This window comes from Trichococcus collinsii, from assembly GCF_900107505.1.
Taxonomy (GTDB): Bacteria; Bacillota; Bacilli; order Lactobacillales; family Aerococcaceae; genus Trichococcus; species Trichococcus collinsii.
The window spans coordinates 42,838-60,222 of the sequence record NZ_FNQH01000008.1; the positions used below are offsets into that span (position 1 = coordinate 42,838).

The following is a 17,385-nucleotide window of genomic DNA, read 5'->3' on the forward strand; positions in this document are numbered from 1 at the left end:
ATTATAAAGTTGTTCGCGGTAAAATAGAAATGTCAGGAACATGTATATACAAGTTTAGGAGGAGAAAAAATGGTAGATTTCAACAAAGATGCAAAAGACTTGCTGGAGTATATCGGAGGCCCCGATAATATTTCTGCAGTCAGTCACTGTGCCACTCGGATGCGTTTCGTCCTGAATGACCCGGCTGCCGCCAACATCAAGAAGATCGAAGACATACCCGCAGTAAAAGGAACCTTCACCCAAGCAGGACAATTTCAGGTCATTATCGGTAATGAAGTGCCACAATTTTATAACGAGTTTGCGAAGGTATCCGGCAAAGAAGGCGTCTCCAAAGATGAGGCAAAAGCGGCGGCCAAGCAGAATCAGAATGTCGTGCAGCGTGCCATGGCTGTGCTGGCAGAAATCTTTACGCCACTGATTCCGGCCATCGTAGTAGGGGGGCTTATCCTAGGCTTCCGCAACGTGCTTGAAGGAATCAACTTTGCCAACGGCACAATCGTTTCCAATTCGCAGTTCTGGACAGGCGTCAATGATTTCCTTTGGCTGATCGGTGAAGCGATTTTCCACTTCTTGCCAGTCGGCATCACTTGGAGCATCACGAAAAAGATGGGCACTACGCAAATTCTGGGTATCGTTCTCGGTATCACATTGGTATCACCGCAATTATTGAATGCCTATGGTGTTGCCGGTGCGGAAGAGATCCCATTCTGGGACTTCGGTGCTTTCACGATCAACAAAATCGGTTATCAAGCACAAGTCATTCCGGCCATGTTGGCTGGTTTCCTCCTGGCATACTTGGAGATCTGGCTACGTAAATGGGTTCCACAGTACATTTCGATGATTGTTGTTCCGTTGTTGGCCTTGGTTCCTACTGTCATCGTCGCGCATACTGTATTGGGACCAATCGGTTGGACCATCGGACAATGGGTTTCTGAAGTTGTCTATGCGGGATTGACAGGGGACTTCAGATGGTTGTTCGGTCTGTTCTTCGGTACGCTCTATTCGCCGCTCGTCATTACGGGGCTTCACCATATGTCCAATGCCATCGACCTGCAGCTAATCGCCGATTTCGGAGGCACGAACCTGTGGCCGATGATTGCCCTTTCAAATATCGCGCAAGGCTCGGCAGTAATGGCGATCATCTTCCTGCACAGAGGGAATGAGAAAGAGGAACAGGTTTCTATCCCGGCCGCTATTTCCTGTTACTTGGGCGTAACTGAGCCGGCTATGTTCGGTATTAACATCAAATACATCTATCCGTTCGTTGCAGCCATGATTGGATCCGGTATCGCCGGTTTGGTGGCTACAACTTTCAACGTCATGGCGAACAGTATCGGGGTCGGCGGGATTCCTGGTTTCCTCAGCATCCAGACCGATTCGATGGCGATGTTCTTCGTATGTATGGCCATCGCGATCGTTGTGCCGTTCCTGTTGACGATTGTGTTTGATAAGAAACAACTTTTCGCTCCCAAAGGGGATATTGAGGATGCACCGGTTATCCAAACGCAAAAGTAAAAAATGAATTACTGGAGGCAAAAAGCTGTTAGCGAAGCTTTTTGCCTTCAGTCATAGTGAGAAGACAGGGGGAATTTCAATGAAAGACTTTCAAAAAAAAGTGATCTATCAGCTTTATCCAAAATCGTTCAAGGATTCCGACGGCAACGGCATCGGTGACATCCAGGGGATCATCAGTAAAGTTCCTTATTTGGCGGAGTTGGGCATCGATATGATCTGGATGAATCCAATCTTCGTATCTCCGCAAATGGACAACGGGTATGACATCACTGATTATTATGCCATCGATCCTGTTTTCGGTACGATGGCAGATTTTGAAGAACTGATCTGGAAGCTCAAGCAGCACGGCATCGAAATCATGTTCGACATGGTGTTCAACCATACGTCGACTACTCATGAGTGGTTCCAGAAAGCATTGTCCGGGGACAAAGAGTACCAAGATTATTACATCATCCGCGATCCGAAAGCAGACGGCAGCCTTCCGACGAATTGGGGTTCGAAATTCGGCGGGGAAGCATGGGCGCCATTTGGGGACACCGGTAAGTACTATCTGCATCTGTTTGATGTCACGCAAGCAGATCTGAACTGGCGCAATCCGAAAGTGCGCCAGGAACTGCAGCAAGTCGTCAATTTCTGGTTGGAAAAGGGCATCAAGGGTTTCCGTTTCGATGTTTTGAACCTCATCGGCAAGGATGTCGCGTTGGTTGACAGTCAAGGGAGCAACGAAAAGAGCCTCTACACGGACCGACCGATCGTACATGAATATATCCACGCGCTGAATCAGGCATCGTTCGGTACGCTGGAGGACATCATCACGGTCGGCGAGATGTCTTCGACCACAGTCGAGAACGGGATCCTTTATTCGAATCCGGACAGGAGCGAATTGTCGATGATTTTCAGCTTCCACCATCTGAAGGTCGACTACAAGGATGGTGAAAAATGGACGGATCATCCGTTCAATTTTCTTGAATTGAAGCGGATTTTGAATGAATGGCAGGCTGGAATGTCTGATGGGAACGGCTGGAATGCACTGTTCTGGAACAATCATGATCAGCCGCGCGCCAATAGCCGCTTCGGCGATCCGATCCGATATCCTTTTGAAACAGCTTCTATGCTGGCGCAAACGATCCATCTGCTGCGGGGCACGCCTTACATCTATCAAGGCGAGGAAATTGGCATGACGAATCCGGATTATGACGATATCAGCGTTTATCGGGATATCGAGTCGCACAATGCCTACCGTGATCTGAAACTTGCCGGATTGACGCACCTGGAGGCCATGCGCATCATCAAACAAAAATCCCGCGACAATAGCCGGACGCCGATGCAATGGGACAGCAGTTTGCACTCCGGCTTTACGACCGGTGAACCATGGCTGCAGGTGGCGGCCAATTATCCGGAAGTTAACGTCGAGAAGGAGCTCGCTGAGGGCAAAATTTTCCGTTACTATCAAGCGCTGATCCGTATCCGCAAAGAGCATGCAGTCATTTCGGACGGTTCCTACGAGGGGATCCTGTTGGACGATCCCGAAGTGTTTGCCTACATTCGGGAGAATGAAGTGGAAAAAGTGCTTGTCCTGAACCATTTCTATGCCGGGGAGTACACAATCGCCGTACCGGAAGAATGGGCAAGTACGGCCAGCAGTTTCCTGGTCGGCAACTACGGGGAGAGGCAGCTTGCGCCGTCCTTCACGCTGCAGCCCTACGAAACCATCGCTTTCAGGATAACCAAATAAACAGCAAGAAAAAGGAGATTCCTCATAAGCGGAATCTCCTTTTTTTTGCCTGTGTGGTGTTGCAAAAGCGGTAGTTTAGGAAAGTGTCCGCTTTTCGCCGTCAAGATCGATGATCGGTTGGATGTCCTGCACATATTCAAGGGTTCCCATATAGCTGCCGTCGTCATCCCTGACGGCGCGGTAGGTGACCAGGATGAATTTGCCCATCGCGTGGAACCACATCGATTCGCTTTCTTTCGCACCTGATTTTAGGTCGGCGAGCAGTTTCGTGACGATTGGCAGGCTCTTCGGTGGATGGCAGTTCATGACGTCGCGGCCGATCGCGCTGCTGGTGCGCTTGAAAAATTTTTCTTCGCCGTTGTCATTGTAGTAGCGCACGATATTGTTCGCATCGACAAAAGTCAATTCCAAAGGGATGTTGTTCAGCATCTTTTCCAATTGATGCGTCGTCAGATGCCCGGTTTGGAAAGTGATGTAAGGATTTGTTTCCGTCTGCTGTGTTTCATGTGAAACATCCTCGGGGATAGAACGTTCCGGCACCCATTTTGTTTCCGGTTTGACGATGCAGTAGCCGATTTCTTCGGACTCCTTGGCGATCTGCAGCCAGTGGTCCTCGTTAAAGATATCGATAATCATCGGCAGGAGGATGTCTTCTTCCTTCGTGATCATTTCCGTCATTTCGTATTTCAGGTCGGAGAAAGCTTTGGGGATCGCGTCAAAATCCTCTTTTTGCAATAGGGCTTTGAAGTTTTTATACATGGCGCGGATATCGTCATCGACACCCCACATGACTTTTGGCGGAGCTGTGATGCCTTTGTTCTCCATGATCGGGAAGAGGGCATATTCTTTGCGGGCATAATGCTTATCGAATTCGCCGAGCAGCGCCAATTGTTTCTGGATGCCTTCCTTCAGGCTCGGTTCCTTTGTTTCAAGGTAAACGGCCAATAATTTGCTGATTTTTTCCAACGTGTTTTCGATGGCCAAGTTTTCGAGTTTCAAAACTTGGATCGGATGCCCGGCATGCTGCTGTTCCGCTGAAGTGGTATAGACCGCTTCGATTGATCCGCCGAAGAGCGAAGCATGCACGTTGCAGAGGCGTTGGATATCTTCGGCGTCTATCCCTTTGCCCATCAGGCCTTGCTCCATGACAGAAATCTCATAGGCGCTGACGCCTGTGAAATGCTTCTTGAAGTCGGCTTGCACCTCATCCCAATCCTCGCCATTATGCAAGCGCAGAATGAGGCTCTGCAGAATGTCCTGGCGCTCCTGGAATTCCGTTGAACCCATACGGGCAATTCCACCGGTTGGAGCGGCGGATTCTTCCGGTTCGCTTGGAGCAACTGCTAACGACGCCAATTCCTTCACGCTGAACCCGTTTTTTGCCAGCATTTCGACGAATGTAGCCTCCGGTACATCGTTGCGTTTGAGGGCCTTCCCGATGGTCATGATCCGGCCGGCAGTATTCAGCATCTTGTCGCTGCGCAATGGTTCGAAGCCTAGGCTGATGATGACTTCCCTGATTTCAGGGTACTGCTTCACCAGGCTGGAGACGGTATCGTTCAAACTGATTTCCTTCATAAATTTTCCACCTCTATTTAAATTTGTGAAATATTTCTTTTGGTTTCGTGCTGGCTTCATTATACTTGAAAGGAGCTGCTTAGTGCCACAGCATTCGTGCGTTGTAGCGATAGTTAGGGTAATGCCTTAGTAAGCGGTTGTGATATAATGAAGGCAACTAAGGCAGAAGGTGGGACAAAAAAGATGATAAAGAAAGTTTCGAATCTGATGGTAGCGTTGTTGGTGCCCTTATTAGCTTCTTGCAGTCTCTTTGGAGGATCGGCTACCGATTCGTCAGCTGATTCTTCGGCTATCAGTAGTGTGTCTTCTTCCGTATCCAGTTCAACAGATAGCAGCTCGGCTTCCTCGGAACCTGCAGACGCAATGACAATCGAGGCTTATTATCCATTCAGCGCATCCATATTTACAAAATATTTGGGTGAAGGGAATGAGTATGCTTCCTTCACTGTCTATCCGCAATATATCGAAGGCAACCGGATGCAGATCACTTCCAATAATGGAGGCACTCAGATTGTGACGGTATTGGAACTCGCTGACGGTGAACTCAGGGAAGTGTTCACGCGTCCTGAAACCTACTTCAGGGAAAATATGCTGGAAAAAACAGCAAGCGGTGATGCGGCAAACCAGTTGGACATTCTGTTGAAGGAGCCTTTGGAAGTCGGGAACAGTTGGGTGAATGCGAGCGGAATCCCTTCCGAAATCACGAATCTGACTGCCCAGATCGAAACGCCGATGGGCAATTTCGAAGCTCTTGAAGTGACGACAACTTATGAAGCCTCCACTACCAAGGATTACTACGTAAAGGATATGGGCTTGGTGAAACGGGTCACGGATCTTGGGGATGATATGATTGTTTCTTCCAGTCTGGAAGCCCGCAACGAGAATGTTCCGGAAACGCAACAGTTGCGCGTCTTTTATCCGGACAGTGAGCTGATGGGACTGAATGCAACAAGTGTTGCCTTATCCTATGGGACCAATGAGGTTACCCGAACCATTCTGGCGGAAGCGCTGAAGAACGTACCGGATGCGCCAGGGGGAAGTCTGATCGGACCGAATGTCTCCATCAACAGCTTGTCCTTGAGTGATGATGGGCGTGTCTATGTGGACTTCTCGCATGAATTCGTTTCTGAGATGAATGCCGGGACATCGGCGGAATCGCTGATTTTGCAGGGAGTCGTCAATACGATTGGGGAATATTACGGTGTCCAGGAAGTTTACCTAACCGTAGCGGGAAACCCATATGAATCAGGTCATATCCTGATGGCCGAGGGTGCCTATTTCACCGTTGATTATACGAATGTCAATGAGTGATCAGCTCTTACATAAGCAAAAAAGATGAAGCCGGCAAGGCTTCATCTTTTTTGCTTATAAACTATGTTTTCTGCGGGCGAATTCGACGAATCGGAAGCGGTCCAAACGATGGCGCGACTCTGTGTACTGGAACAGACGTGTGTCTTCCAGATAGACTTCACTTTTGACGACGACGACATGCGTGTCATCCTTCAGATTCATCAGCTTGTGATCTTCCCGTGTCGCTGGCTCCACAACAAATTCTTTTTTTGCATAAGCGATATTCAGGCCCAATTCATTTTCCAAATACGCATAGATGGAATTTTCGGCAACATCGGAAGGGATTTGTTCGATAATATCATTGAAGAGGTAGTCCTTGTCCATGATGACGACTTCTCCGGCAATCTTGCGTAGCCGGATAAGGGAGATCACTTTTCGATTGGGATCGACTTTCAGATCTTCGGCAAGAAAATCCGGAATGGTCTCGAGCTTATTCTTGATGACGATTGTTTCATTCGGGATTTGTTGGGAATCCTGAAGCTCTTTGAAACTGATTAATCCTGAAACTGGGAAATTGAACCGTCTGATGTCCAGAACAATCGATCCTTTGCCTTGCTTCTTCTGGATATATCCACCTTCCAGCAACAGCGCCAAAGCCTTTCTGATTGTTTCCCGTGAAACATGATAATGCTCCGAAAGGGTCTTTTCACTGGGCAACAAAGATCCGGTTGCGAATTCTGCATGCTCAATTTTTTTTCTCAAATCCATATAGATATCGAAGAATTTATTCATGATCATCACTCCTTCTGTAAGTGGATGGGTTTGTTGGAAATAAAATAAATAAGTTGAAAAAATCATATTTAATAATATTATTCCATTTTATTCTATAGGATAAAAACAGAAATAAAAAGGAAATCAGTAATTTTTTAGTTTGAAAGGGTTTGCGTATCATCATTTTATCATATTATTGCCATTCACAGTGGGGAAGAGTTGATTTTTGAATAAAAAAACAGGTATTTTTTAATAAAAAAGGCGGGCATCGGTTTTCCTGATTGAAATAAAAATAGATTATTTCCGAACGAAAACGCCATTTGTTCCCAAAAACGTTTGGAATAATGAAAGATAATGTGCTATATTAAAAATGAAAAATTGATAATGGGGGAAAAATGGATGAATACGGTTGTTTCTGTCGTAATGGGTAGTACTTCTGACTGGGAAACTATGAAAGAAGCTTGCTTGATACTGGATGAATTCGGCATCGCTTATGAAAAAAAGGTCGTTTCGGCTCACCGGACACCGGATCTGATGTTCACTTTTGCGGAACAAGCGCGGGCTGCGGGAACGAAAGTCATCATTGCCGGCGCAGGCGGCGCAGCGCACCTTCCTGGTATGATCGCTGCGAAAACGACGCTTCCGGTCATCGGAGTTCCGGTCCAATCGCGCGCATTGAGCGGTATGGATTCTTTGTTGTCTATCGTCCAGATGCCCGGCGGTGTTCCGGTTGCGACGGTAGCCATCGGCAAAGCAGGGGCAATCAATGCCGGCCTGCTGGCGGTACAGATTCTTTCAATCGAAAATCAGGATTTAGCCGATCAATTGGAAAAGAGACGGGAAGCTTTAAAACAAAAAGTATTGGAAAGCAGTGAAGACCTTGTATAAAGTACTGAAACCAAATGACGTGATCGGTATCATCGGCGGGGGACAATTAGGGCGTATGCTGGCGCAGTCCGCAAAGCGGATGGGATTCACCGTTGGGATTTTGGATCCGGGAGAAAATTGCCCGGCTGCCCAAGTAGCGGATTGGCACATCCAGGCGGCATACGCTGATGCGGTAGCATTGCGTGAACTAGCCGAAAAATCCGATGTCGTGACATTCGAATTTGAGAATATCGATGCGGCAGCCCTGCAGGAAGTGGAAACACTGTCCAGCATTCCGCAAGGCAGCGGAATTTTGACTATTACACAGGACCGCATCAAGGAGAAGGAATTTCTTCAATCCGCAGGGGTATCGATCGCGCAATTTGCGGTAGTGGAAAATGCGGAACAACTGGATGCGGCCATCGCTAAAATTGGCTATCCGAGTGTTTTAAAAACGACTCGTTTCGGGTATGATGGTAAGGGACAGGTTGTCCTGAAATCGGAAGCCGACATAGAGGAAGCCACGAAATTAGCGGCGGACAGCATCTGCGTTCTAGAGGCATGGGTTCCGTTCACCAAAGAGCTTTCTGTCATGATCGTACGCAACAAAAAAGGCGAAGCTACGGTATTTCCGGTTTCCGAAAATATCCACATCAATAATATTCTGCACGAATCGATTGTGCCGGCCCGCGTGACATCTGCGGTAGCCGAAAAAGCCAACAAGGCGGCCCATCAGATTGCCGATGCGCTGCAGTTGGTGGGTACGCTGGGAATCGAAATGTTCCTGGCAGCGGATGACACGATCTTCATCAATGAGTTGGCACCGCGTCCGCATAATTCGGGCCATTATACAATCGAAGCAATGAATGTTTCTCAATTTGATGCCCATATCCAAGCAGTCGCCGGATTGCCGATGCCGACAGCACGGCAATTGTCGCCTGCCATCATGGTCAATATTCTGGGACAGCATATGGAAGGCACAATCGCGCTGCGGGAAGAAAAAGCGGATTGGTTTTTCCATTACTACGGCAAAGCAGAATCACGCACAGACAGAAAAATGGGACATATCACCATTTTGACGGATGATCAAGAAGCAACCTTAACAGAAATAGACAACACCCGAATCTGGAACGGAGGAACAATTTAAAATGATTACACGTTATACACGCCCTGAGATGGCTGAAGTTTGGTCCGAATACAATCGTTACAAATGCTGGTTGGAGGTTGAAATCCTTGCTGATGAAGCTTGGGCTGCCCTAGGCGAAATCCCTGCTGAAGACGTTGCTAAAATCCGCGCGAATGCAACTTTTGATATCGATCGTATCCTTGAAATCGAAAAAGAGACAAGACATGACGTAGTGGCGTTCACACGCGCCGTTTCCGAATCTTTGGGAGAAGAAAGAAAATGGGTCCACTATGGCCTTACGAGTACTGATGTGGTCGATACTGCCTACGGTTACCAATTGAAACAAGCCAACGATATCCTACGCAAGGATCTGCAGAATATGTTGGAAATCATCGGCGAAAAAGCGAAAGAACACAAAAAGACTGTCTGTATGGGCCGTACGCACGGTGTACATGCGGAACCTACGACATTCGGACTAAAGCTTGCTACGATGTATTCGGAAATGAAACGCAATATCGAGCGTTTTGAACATGCCGCTAAAGGTGTTGAAGCCGGAAAAATCAGCGGGGCTGTCGGGACTTTTGCAAACATCCCGCCGTTCGTGGAGGAGTACGTCTGCGAAAAATTGGGCACAAGACCGCAAGAAATTTCGACGCAGGTTCTGCCGCGCGATCTGCATGCCGAATACATGGCAACGATCGCTCTGATTGCGACAAGCATCGAACGCTTCGCTACTGAAATCCGCGGACTGCAGAAATCAGAAACCCGTGAAGTGGAAGAATTCTTCGCGAAGGGCCAAAAAGGTTCTTCAGCTATGCCGCACAAACGCAATCCAATCGGTTCCGAAAATATGGTTGGCCTTGCCCGTGTCATCCGCGGCTACATGGTCACTGCTTACGAGAATGTGGGTTTATGGCATGAACGCGACATTTCCCACTCTTCAGCAGAACGGATCATCCTACCGGACGCAACGACATTGTTGAACTACCAACTGAATCGTTTTGCGAACATCATCAAGAACTTGACCGTGTTCCCTGAAAATATGCTCCGCAATATGAATGCGACTTTCGGCTTGATCTATAGCCAACGCGTTCTGTTGAAATTAATCGACAAAGGCATGAGCCGTGAAGAAGCTTATGACTTGGTACAGCCGAAGACTGCCCTTTCATGGGATAATCAGACCGATTTTCGTCCATTGGTGGAAGCGGATGAAGTCATTATGGCAAAATTAACGAAAGAAGACATCGCTGATGCCTTCAACTATAACTATCACTTGAGTCACGTCGACGAAGTATTCGAAAGACTTGGTTTAGGCGACTGATGGAAAGGCTGGGACTACGGTTCCGGCCTTTTTCTGTACACAAGATGCCTTGAAATCAGTGAAAAAAAACCAGAATTTATTTCAATTTTCATGAAAATTCCATTGACAAGCGGGTGGCAGATGATACAATATAAACGAATGAATTAGGCGTTTATACAAATTAATGTTCGGATTTAGAAAGGGACGGGAACGATGGAAAGAAAAGAATTGCTTTATACTGGGAAAGCTAAAAAGATGTACGCCACAGATCAGGAGAATGTCCTTTGGGCAGAATACCTAAATCAGGCTACCGCATTAAACGGCGTAAAGAAGGACACTATCGAGGGCAAAGGCAGACTCAACAACCAGATCACCGGCCGCATCTTCGAGTATCTGGCTGAAAAGGGAATCGCAAGCCATTACATCCAAGAACTGTCAGAAACCGAACAATCAGTAAAAAGAGTCAATATGTTCCCATTGGAAGTGGTTGTCCGTAATGTATCCGCTGGAAGCTTCGCGAAACGTTTCGGCATGGAGGAAGGCATCGACTTGCCGTTCCCTGTTTTGGAGTTCTATTACAAAGACGATGCTCTCAATGATCCTTTCATCAATGATGCCCATGTACAAGTTCTGGGAGCAGCAACTGAAGAAGAAGTTGCAGAAATCAAGCAACAAGCGCTGAAGATCAATGCAGCCTTGATTGAAATGTTCAAGGCAATCGGTATTCGCTTGATCGATTTCAAAATCGAATTCGGCAAGACAGCTGAGGGAGAAATCATCCTGGCTGATGAAATTTCACCGGATACCTGCCGCCTTTGGGATATCGAAACGAACGAGCACTTGGACAAAGACATCTACCGCCGTGACTTGGGAGATCTGATCCCGGTCTATGTGGAAGTGCTGGACCGCCTGAACAAAATGTAAGCCATCCGAATGCAACCAACGAATAAAAAAAAAATAAAAAAACAAAAGCGAGGAATTTGGACATGTATAAAGTAACCGTGTATGTAACGTATAAAGACTCAGTATTGGATCCGCAAGGGGAAGCCGTGAAGGGTGCCGTCCACCGTATGGGCTACCCAACAATCGAAGATATCCGCATTGGAAAATATTTTGAAATCCAAGTATCCAAAGATGAAGAGAACGTTGAGCAAGTCATCGAAGAAATTTGCGACAAGTTGCTTGCTAACGTGGTTATGGAAACTTACCGTTACGAAATTCAGGAGGTTGAAGCTTAATGAAATTCGCTGTCATCGTTTTTCCTGGATCTAACTGTGATTTAGATATGTATGCAGCCATTAAAGATATTCTTGGAGAAGATGCAGAGTATGTGCAACATTATGAAACAAGTCTAGAAGGTTTCGATGCTGTCTTATTGCCCGGCGGATTCACATATGGCGATTACTTGCGTACAGGTGCGATTGCCCGCTTTTCGAACATCATGAGTGAAGTAGTCCGTTTCGCTGAAGAAGGCAAGCCTGTTTTCGGCACTTGCAACGGATTCCAAATTTTGGCTGAAGCTGGCTTATTGCCAGGTGCTTTGCGCCGCAATGACACATTGAAGTTCGTCTGTAAACCACAGGATCTGAAAGTCGTGAATGCCGATACGCAATTCACTTCCCTCTATAAAGAAGGCGAAATCATCTCTGTTCCGATCGCGCATGGTGAAGGAAATTACTTCTGCGATGCAGAGACTTTGGCTGATCTGAAAGCCAACAACCAAATCGTATTCACTTATGCCAACGGCAACCCGAATGGGAGCATCGAAGACATCGCCGGCATCATCAACAAAAAAGGCAACGTCCTCGGCATGATGCCTCACCCGGAGCGTGCTGTCGAAGCTTTGCTGGGATCTGCGGACGGCCTGCGCCTGTTCCAATCCATGGTTGAAAATTATAAGAAGGAGCTGAACAAATAATGGCATTTTTAGAACCAACGCCAGAACAAGTAAAAGAATCCAAAATTTATCGTGAATGGGGTCTGACAGACGAAGAGTACGGCACAATCTGCGATAAAATTTTGCATCGTTTGCCGAATTATACTGAAGCTGGTCTGTTTGCCGTTATGTGGAGCGAACACTGTTCTTATAAAAATTCAAAACCAGTCCTGAGAAAATTCCCTACTACCGGCCCGCAAGTTTTGCAAGGACCTGGTGAAGGCGCTGGTATCGTGGATATCGGCGACGGCCAAGCTGTCGTTTTCAAAGCGGAAAGCCACAACCACCCATCAGCTATCGAGCCTTATGAAGGCGCTGCTACCGGTGTCGGCGGAATCATCCGTGACATCTTCAGCATGGGCGCACGCCCGATTGCGATTCTGGACTCTTTGCGTTTCGGCGAATTGGACAATGAGCGCACGAAACACATCTTCGAAGAAGTCGTTGCTGGTATCAGCGGTTACGGCAACTGTATCGGTATTCCGACTGTTGGCGGCGAAACGGTCTTCGACCCTTGCTACAAAGGAAACCCGTTAGTCAACGCAATGTGCGTCGGCTTGATCGATCAAAAAGATATGCAAAAAGGTCAAGCTGCCGGAGTCGGCAACTCGATTATGTACGTAGGTGCAAAAACTGGCCGCGATGGTATCCATGGCGCTACTTTCGCTTCCGAAGAATTCAAGGAAGAGGAAGAAGCGCAACGTTCGGCTGTCCAAGTAGGTGATCCGTTCATGGAAAAACTGTTGATGGAAGCTTGTTTGGAATGCATTTATGACTACTCCGACGCTTTGATCGGTATCCAGGACATGGGTGCTGCCGGTTTGGTCTCTTCCAGCTCAGAAATGGCTTCAAAGGCAGGCAGCGGCTTGCTGTTGAACCTTGATGATGTTCCGCAGCGCGAAACAGAAATGACACCTTACGAAATGATGCTTTCCGAGTCGCAGGAGCGTATGCTGTTGTGCATCAAGAAGGGCGAAGAGCAACGCATCGTCGACCTGTTCAAAAAATATGAATTGGATGCAGTCGTGATCGGTGAAGTTACCGATGATGGCATGTACCGTCTGTCCCATGCTGGCAAAGTGGTGGCTGAACTTCCGGTTGATGCTTTGGCTGAGGATGCACCGGTCTACTACAAACCGACTGCAGTACCTGCCCGCATTGCTGCATTCGCAGCTATGGAAGACTACAAACCTGTCTTCACATCAGCGCAGGATACATTAGTGGCTTTATTGCAACAAGCGACGTTGGCTTCCAAGAAGAGCGTCTATGACACATACGATTCCATGGTCCGCACCAGCACTGTCGTAGGGCCAGGAAGCGATGCTGCAGTCGTCCGCGTCCGCGGCACGAAAAAAGCGATCGCAATGACAACGGACTGCAACGGCCGTTACCTGTATCTGAATCCGGAAATCGGCGGACAGATCGCTGTCGCTGAAGCTGCCCGCAATATCGTTGCCAGCGGCGGAAAACCATTGGCGATCACAGACTGCTTGAACTACGGAAACCCTGATAAACCAGAAATTTTCTGGGAATTGAGCACTTCCGCGGACGGCATCTCTGAAGCTTGCCGCCAATTGGATACACCTGTCATCTCAGGGAACGTTTCCCTTTACAACGAAACAGACGGCGTGGCCGTTTATCCGACACCGATGATCGGTATGGTCGGCTTGATCGAGGATCTTGCGCACATCACAACGCAAGCCTTCAAGACTGCCGGCGACCGCATTGTCCTGATCGGCGCTACAAAAGCGGACTTCAACGGGTCCGAACTGCAAAAAATGGAATTGGGCAAAATCGAAGGGAAACTGATGGACTTTGACTTGGCTGTCGAAAAAGAAAACCAAGCGAACGTCCTGAAAGCAATCAAAGCTGGTCTGATCGCAAGCGCGCATGACTTATCAGAAGGCGGCTTGGCTGTCGGCTTGATGGAGAGCGTCTTTGACACTGGCCTAGGTTTTGATGTAACGATTGATATGGATAAAACGTTGTTGTTCAGCGAAACGCAATCACGCTTCATCCTGACCGTGAAACCTGAAAATGTTGCTGCTGTGGAAGCGATCTTCGGATCAGCTGCTGCACAAATCGGAACCGTGACTGCTGACGCTGTCGCAAAAATCGCTGCCGCGAATGAAACAATCACTTTGGATGTTAAAGAAGTACAAACGAAATGGGAGGAGGCTATTCCATGCTTGCTGAAACAAAAAGCTTAAACGAAGAATGTGGCGTATTCGGCATTTGGGGAGACGATAATGCCAGCCAGTTGACTTACTTCGGTTTGCACAGCTTGCAGCACCGCGGACAAGAGGGTGCAGGGATAGTTTCATGTGATGAAGGAAAACTGTTGGTTCACCGCAATCTGGGACTGATCAGCGAAGTCTTCAAGGACGAGAATGATCTGCAACGGTTGACCGGTAACCGTGCCATCGGGCATGTGCGTTACTCCACTTCCGGCCAGAACAGCATCGAAAATGTGCAGCCGTTTTTATACCATTTCTATGATATGGACATCGCTATTTGCCACAACGGCAACTTGGTGAATGCCAAATCATTGCGCCGCAATCTTGAGGAAAATGGCGCCATCTTCCACTCGACTTCGGACACGGAAGTTCTGATGCATCTGATCAGACGCAGCCAGAAAGACAGCCTGATCGAAAAGATCAAAGAGAGCTTGAATCAGGTCAAAGGCGGCTTCACTTATATCCTTTTGACTGAAGAAAAAATGTTCGGTGCCGTCGATCCGAATTCATTCCGTCCGCTTGTCATTGGCCAATTGCCGAATGGCGCGTATGTGATGGCCAGCGAAACGTGCGCCATCGATACAATCGGCGCTGATTTTGTCCGCAACGTCAATGCCGGCGAACTGGCGATCATTGACGACAACGGCTTGACGATCGAAAAATATACCGATGACACAACCATCTCCATCGCTGCGATGGAGTATATCTACTTCGCGCGTCCGGATTCCAATATTGCCGGCGTGAACGTGCATACTGCGCGCAAACGGATGGGAACGCGTTTGGCCATCGAAGCACCTGCAGTGACTGCCGATATCGTCATCGGTGTGCCAAACTCTTCCCTGTCCGCGGCGAGCGGATTCGCGGAAGAAAGCGGAACGCCTTATGAGATGGGTCTGATCAAGAACCAATATGTCGGACGTACGTTCATCCAACCAACGCAAGAGCTGCGCGAATTGGGAGTGAAAATGAAGTTATCCGCCGTAAAAGGGGTTGTCCATGGCAAGAGCGTCGTCATGGTGGATGATTCCATTGTGCGCGGGACGACCAGCAAACGCATCGTGACTTTGTTGAAAGAAGCAGGAGCGAAAGAAGTGCATGTCCGCATCTCTTCGCCACCTTTGATCTACCCAAGTTTTTACGGCATCGACATCAGCAAGTCAGCTGAACTGATCGCTGCTAAAATGACCGTCGATGAAATCTGCGCGTATATCGGTGCGGACAGCTTGGCTTTCCTTAGCCAAGAGGGTCTGATCGATTCAATCGGGTTGAAATTTGATATGCCGTATTCAGGCTTGTGTATGGACAGCTTTAACGGGGTCTATCCGACTGGGCTTTATGACTATGAAGCGGATTACGTGAACAATATGACAGCTATTCAAAAAGAGAATCTAAAGGGAGGACAAGTTTGATGGAAAACGCATATGCAAAAGCGGGTGTGGATGTCACAGCCGGTTATGAAACAGTAAGCCGCATTAAGAAACACATCGACCGCACGAAACGTCCAGGCGTTTTTGGCGAAGTCGGCGGATTCGGCGGAAACTTTGACCTTTCTGAATTGAACTACAAAAAACCTGTGCTTGTATCGGGTACGGATGGTGTCGGCACGAAGCTGATGCTGGCCATCGAAGCCGGAAAATTCGATACTATCGGGATCGATTGTGTCGCAATGTGCGTCAACGATGTCGTAGCGCAAGGTGCAGAACCTCTTTATTTCTTGGATTATGTAGCTGTCGGCAAAAACCGTCCGGAAAAATTGGAGCAGATCGTAGCTGGCGTAGCTGAAGGCTGCGTCCAAGCCGGGGCTGCCCTGATCGGCGGAGAAACAGCTGAAATGCCCGATATGTACGATCCGGAAGATTTCGATCTGGCTGGATTTACGGTAGGAATTGCGGAAAAAGATGCTTTGTTGACACCTGCCTTGATCAAAGAAGGCGATGTGTTGGTTGGGCTGCCTTCATCAGGCATCCATTCGAACGGCTACTCCTTGGTGCGCAAAATCTTCTTCAAGGACAATGACTACAAATTGACAGACAAGGTTGAAGGAATCGAAGACCAAGAATTGGGCGACGTTTTATTGACGCCTACAAGAATCTACGTGAATGCCCTGTTGCCGTTGATCAAAAAACAACTGCTGCATGGCGTTGCCCACATCACAGGCGGCGGCTTCGTCGAAAACGTGCCGCGCATGCTTCCTGAGAACGTCCAAGCGGAAATCAAATTAGGTAGCTGGCCTGTCTTGCCGATCTTCCAAGTGATGGAAAGAATCGGCAACATCCCGGCTCTTGAAATGTACGAAATCTTCAACATGGGCATCGGCATGGTGCTGGCAATCGCTCCCGAAAACTTGACGGAAGTGCTCGGCGTTCTGACCGAGAACGATGAAAAAGCCTACGTAATCGGATCTGTGGCTGCAAAAACATCAGAAAAAGAGGTTATCCTGAAAGAGGCTCAAGCATGAGGATAGCTGTCTTTGCTTCAGGAAACGGCTCGAATTTTCAAGCCATCGCCGAAGCCATCGCGTCAGGCGAAGTGGATGCGACGATCGCTTTCCTGTTCTGCGACAAGCCGAACGCCTATGCGATCGAGCGCGCCAAACAATACAATATCCCGGTGATCTCCTTTACGCCGAAAGGCTTCGAGGATCGGGTCGCCTACGAAAATGAAATTTTGAAGCATCTGGCTGAAGAAAAGGTCGACTTGGTCGTACTGGCCGGCTACATGCGGATCGTCGGACCGACTTTGTTGAAGGCCTACGCCGACCGCATCGTCAACATCCACCCGTCCTTGCTGCCTGATTTTCCGGGTCGGCATGGCATCCAGGATGCTTTCGAAGCAGGCGTTCCGGAGACAGGCGTCACTGTCCATTTTGTTGATGAAGGAGTCGATACCGGCCCAATTATCGCGCAAGAAAAAGTGGCGATCCTTTCGGAGGACACTCTGGAGACTTTGGAGACCCGCATCCATCAAGTGGAGCACCGGATCTTCCCGCAAGTGATCCAGCAACTGGCACAAAAGAATAAAGGCTAACAA

15 protein-coding genes are annotated in these 17,385 nt (G+C 48.2%); 13 read left to right on the forward strand and 2 right to left on the reverse strand.

Translation table 11 applies throughout. The annotated features are described in order from the left end of the window. Positions 1-69 precede the first annotated feature (69 nt). Both treP and treC read left to right on the forward strand, forming a co-directional pair. Positions 70-1,515: a PTS system trehalose-specific EIIBC component gene (gene treP / locus BLV66_RS13365; protein ID WP_086986334.1), complete on the forward strand. Its 1,446-nt coding sequence runs from the start codon at positions 70-72 to the stop codon at positions 1,513-1,515. A 79-nt stretch (positions 1,516-1,594) separates the two neighbouring features. After that, entirely contained in the window at positions 1,595-3,250 is a 1,656-nt protein-coding gene (treC, locus tag BLV66_RS13370) for an alpha,alpha-phosphotrehalase (RefSeq protein WP_086986333.1), read from the forward strand. Positions 3,251-3,325: 75 nt separating this feature from the next. Here the strand turns inward: treC and BLV66_RS13375 are convergent, their stop codons facing one another. Then, positions 3,326-4,828 carry a DUF438 domain-containing protein gene (locus BLV66_RS13375; RefSeq protein ID WP_176974282.1) on the reverse strand — a complete coding sequence of 501 codons (1,503 nt, stop codon included), beginning with the start codon at positions 4,826-4,828 and terminating at the stop codon, positions 3,326-3,328. 183 nt (positions 4,829-5,011) lie between these two features. Between BLV66_RS13375 and BLV66_RS13380 the strand changes: the two genes are divergently transcribed. Next, a complete protein-coding gene (locus tag BLV66_RS13380) occupies positions 5,012-6,139 on the forward strand; it encodes a GerMN domain-containing protein (protein WP_176974283.1) in 1,128 nt (375 codons plus the stop codon). Between the two features lie 54 nt (positions 6,140-6,193). Here the strand turns inward: BLV66_RS13380 and treR are convergent, their stop codons facing one another. After that, positions 6,194-6,910 (reverse strand): trehalose operon repressor, encoded by a 717-nt coding sequence (treR, locus tag BLV66_RS13385; protein WP_086986330.1) that lies wholly within the window; start codon positions 6,908-6,910, stop codon positions 6,194-6,196. 378 nt (positions 6,911-7,288) lie between these two features. On the opposite strand from treR, the gene purE reads away from it, so the two are divergent. The 10 genes from purE (at position 7,289) to purN (ending at position 17,382) form a co-directional block, all read left to right on the forward strand. After that, positions 7,289-7,777: a 5-(carboxyamino)imidazole ribonucleotide mutase gene (purE, locus tag BLV66_RS13390; RefSeq protein WP_086986329.1), complete on the forward strand. Its 489-nt coding sequence runs from the start codon at positions 7,289-7,291 to the stop codon at positions 7,775-7,777. Further along, positions 7,761-8,903: a 5-(carboxyamino)imidazole ribonucleotide synthase gene (purK, locus tag BLV66_RS13395; RefSeq protein WP_086986328.1), complete on the forward strand. Its 1,143-nt coding sequence runs from the start codon at positions 7,761-7,763 to the stop codon at positions 8,901-8,903. The genes purE and purK overlap by 17 nt, the downstream gene beginning before the upstream one ends. A gap of 1 nt (position 8,904) precedes the next feature. Continuing rightward, complete coding sequence (gene purB, locus BLV66_RS13400) at positions 8,905-10,203, forward strand: adenylosuccinate lyase (RefSeq protein WP_086986327.1); 1,299 nt, start codon at positions 8,905-8,907, stop codon at positions 10,201-10,203. Between the two features lie 192 nt (positions 10,204-10,395). Beyond that, positions 10,396-11,106, forward strand: a complete 711-nt coding sequence (gene purC, locus BLV66_RS13405) for a phosphoribosylaminoimidazolesuccinocarboxamide synthase (RefSeq protein ID WP_086986326.1) — start codon at positions 10,396-10,398, stop codon at positions 11,104-11,106. A 62-nt stretch (positions 11,107-11,168) separates the two neighbouring features. Then, on the forward strand, positions 11,169-11,420 hold the full coding sequence (gene purS, locus BLV66_RS13410) for a phosphoribosylformylglycinamidine synthase subunit PurS (protein ID WP_068562113.1): 252 nt from the start codon (positions 11,169-11,171) through the stop codon (positions 11,418-11,420). Further along, a complete protein-coding gene (purQ, locus tag BLV66_RS13415) occupies positions 11,420-12,100 on the forward strand; it encodes a phosphoribosylformylglycinamidine synthase subunit PurQ (RefSeq protein WP_086986325.1) in 681 nt (226 codons plus the stop codon). Before purS ends, purQ begins: the two co-directional genes overlap by 1 nt. Then, a complete protein-coding gene (gene purL, locus BLV66_RS13420) occupies positions 12,100-14,328 on the forward strand; it encodes a phosphoribosylformylglycinamidine synthase subunit PurL (protein WP_086986324.1) in 2,229 nt (742 codons plus the stop codon). The genes purQ and purL overlap by 1 nt, the downstream gene beginning before the upstream one ends. After that, positions 14,304-15,764 (forward strand): amidophosphoribosyltransferase, encoded by a 1,461-nt coding sequence (purF, locus tag BLV66_RS13425; protein WP_086986323.1) that lies wholly within the window; start codon positions 14,304-14,306, stop codon positions 15,762-15,764. The genes purL and purF overlap by 25 nt, the downstream gene beginning before the upstream one ends. Further along, positions 15,764-16,813 (forward strand): phosphoribosylformylglycinamidine cyclo-ligase, encoded by a 1,050-nt coding sequence (gene purM / locus BLV66_RS13430; protein ID WP_086986322.1) that lies wholly within the window; start codon positions 15,764-15,766, stop codon positions 16,811-16,813. Before purF ends, purM begins: the two co-directional genes overlap by 1 nt. Continuing rightward, the gene (gene purN / locus BLV66_RS13435) at positions 16,810-17,382 is read left to right on the forward strand and encodes a phosphoribosylglycinamide formyltransferase (protein ID WP_086986321.1); all 573 of its coding nucleotides are present in this window, start codon (positions 16,810-16,812) and stop codon (positions 17,380-17,382) included. The genes purM and purN overlap by 4 nt, the downstream gene beginning before the upstream one ends. The last annotated feature ends 3 nt before the right edge of the window (positions 17,383-17,385 follow it).

What these genes read in the sequence shown, in the direction of transcription:
- purE (WP_086986329.1), top strand. Translation starts at nt 7,289, where the DNA reads ATGAATACGGTTGTTTCTGTCGTAATGGGTAGTACTTCTGACTGGGAA.
- BLV66_RS13380 (WP_176974283.1), top strand. Translation starts at nt 5,012, where the DNA reads ATGATAAAGAAAGTTTCGAATCTGATGGTAGCGTTGTTGGTGCCCTTA.
- purM (WP_086986322.1), top strand. Translation starts at nt 15,764, where the DNA reads ATGGAAAACGCATATGCAAAAGCGGGTGTGGATGTCACAGCCGGTTAT.
- treC (WP_086986333.1), top strand. Translation starts at nt 1,595, where the DNA reads ATGAAAGACTTTCAAAAAAAAGTGATCTATCAGCTTTATCCAAAATCG.
- purN (WP_086986321.1), top strand. Translation starts at nt 16,810, where the DNA reads ATGAGGATAGCTGTCTTTGCTTCAGGAAACGGCTCGAATTTTCAAGCC.
- purL (WP_086986324.1), top strand. Translation starts at nt 12,100, where the DNA reads ATGGCATTTTTAGAACCAACGCCAGAACAAGTAAAAGAATCCAAAATT.
- BLV66_RS13375 (WP_176974282.1), bottom strand. Translation starts at nt 4,828, where the DNA reads ATGAAGGAAATCAGTTTGAACGATACCGTCTCCAGCCTGGTGAAGCAG.
- purF (WP_086986323.1), top strand. Translation starts at nt 14,304, where the DNA reads ATGCTTGCTGAAACAAAAAGCTTAAACGAAGAATGTGGCGTATTCGGC.
- purQ (WP_086986325.1), top strand. Translation starts at nt 11,420, where the DNA reads ATGAAATTCGCTGTCATCGTTTTTCCTGGATCTAACTGTGATTTAGAT.
- purS (WP_068562113.1), top strand. Translation starts at nt 11,169, where the DNA reads ATGTATAAAGTAACCGTGTATGTAACGTATAAAGACTCAGTATTGGAT.
- treR (WP_086986330.1), bottom strand. Translation starts at nt 6,910, where the DNA reads ATGAATAAATTCTTCGATATCTATATGGATTTGAGAAAAAAAATTGAG.
- purC (WP_086986326.1), top strand. Translation starts at nt 10,396, where the DNA reads ATGGAAAGAAAAGAATTGCTTTATACTGGGAAAGCTAAAAAGATGTAC.
- treP (WP_086986334.1), top strand. Translation starts at nt 70, where the DNA reads ATGGTAGATTTCAACAAAGATGCAAAAGACTTGCTGGAGTATATCGGA.
- purB (WP_086986327.1), top strand. Translation starts at nt 8,905, where the DNA reads ATGATTACACGTTATACACGCCCTGAGATGGCTGAAGTTTGGTCCGAA.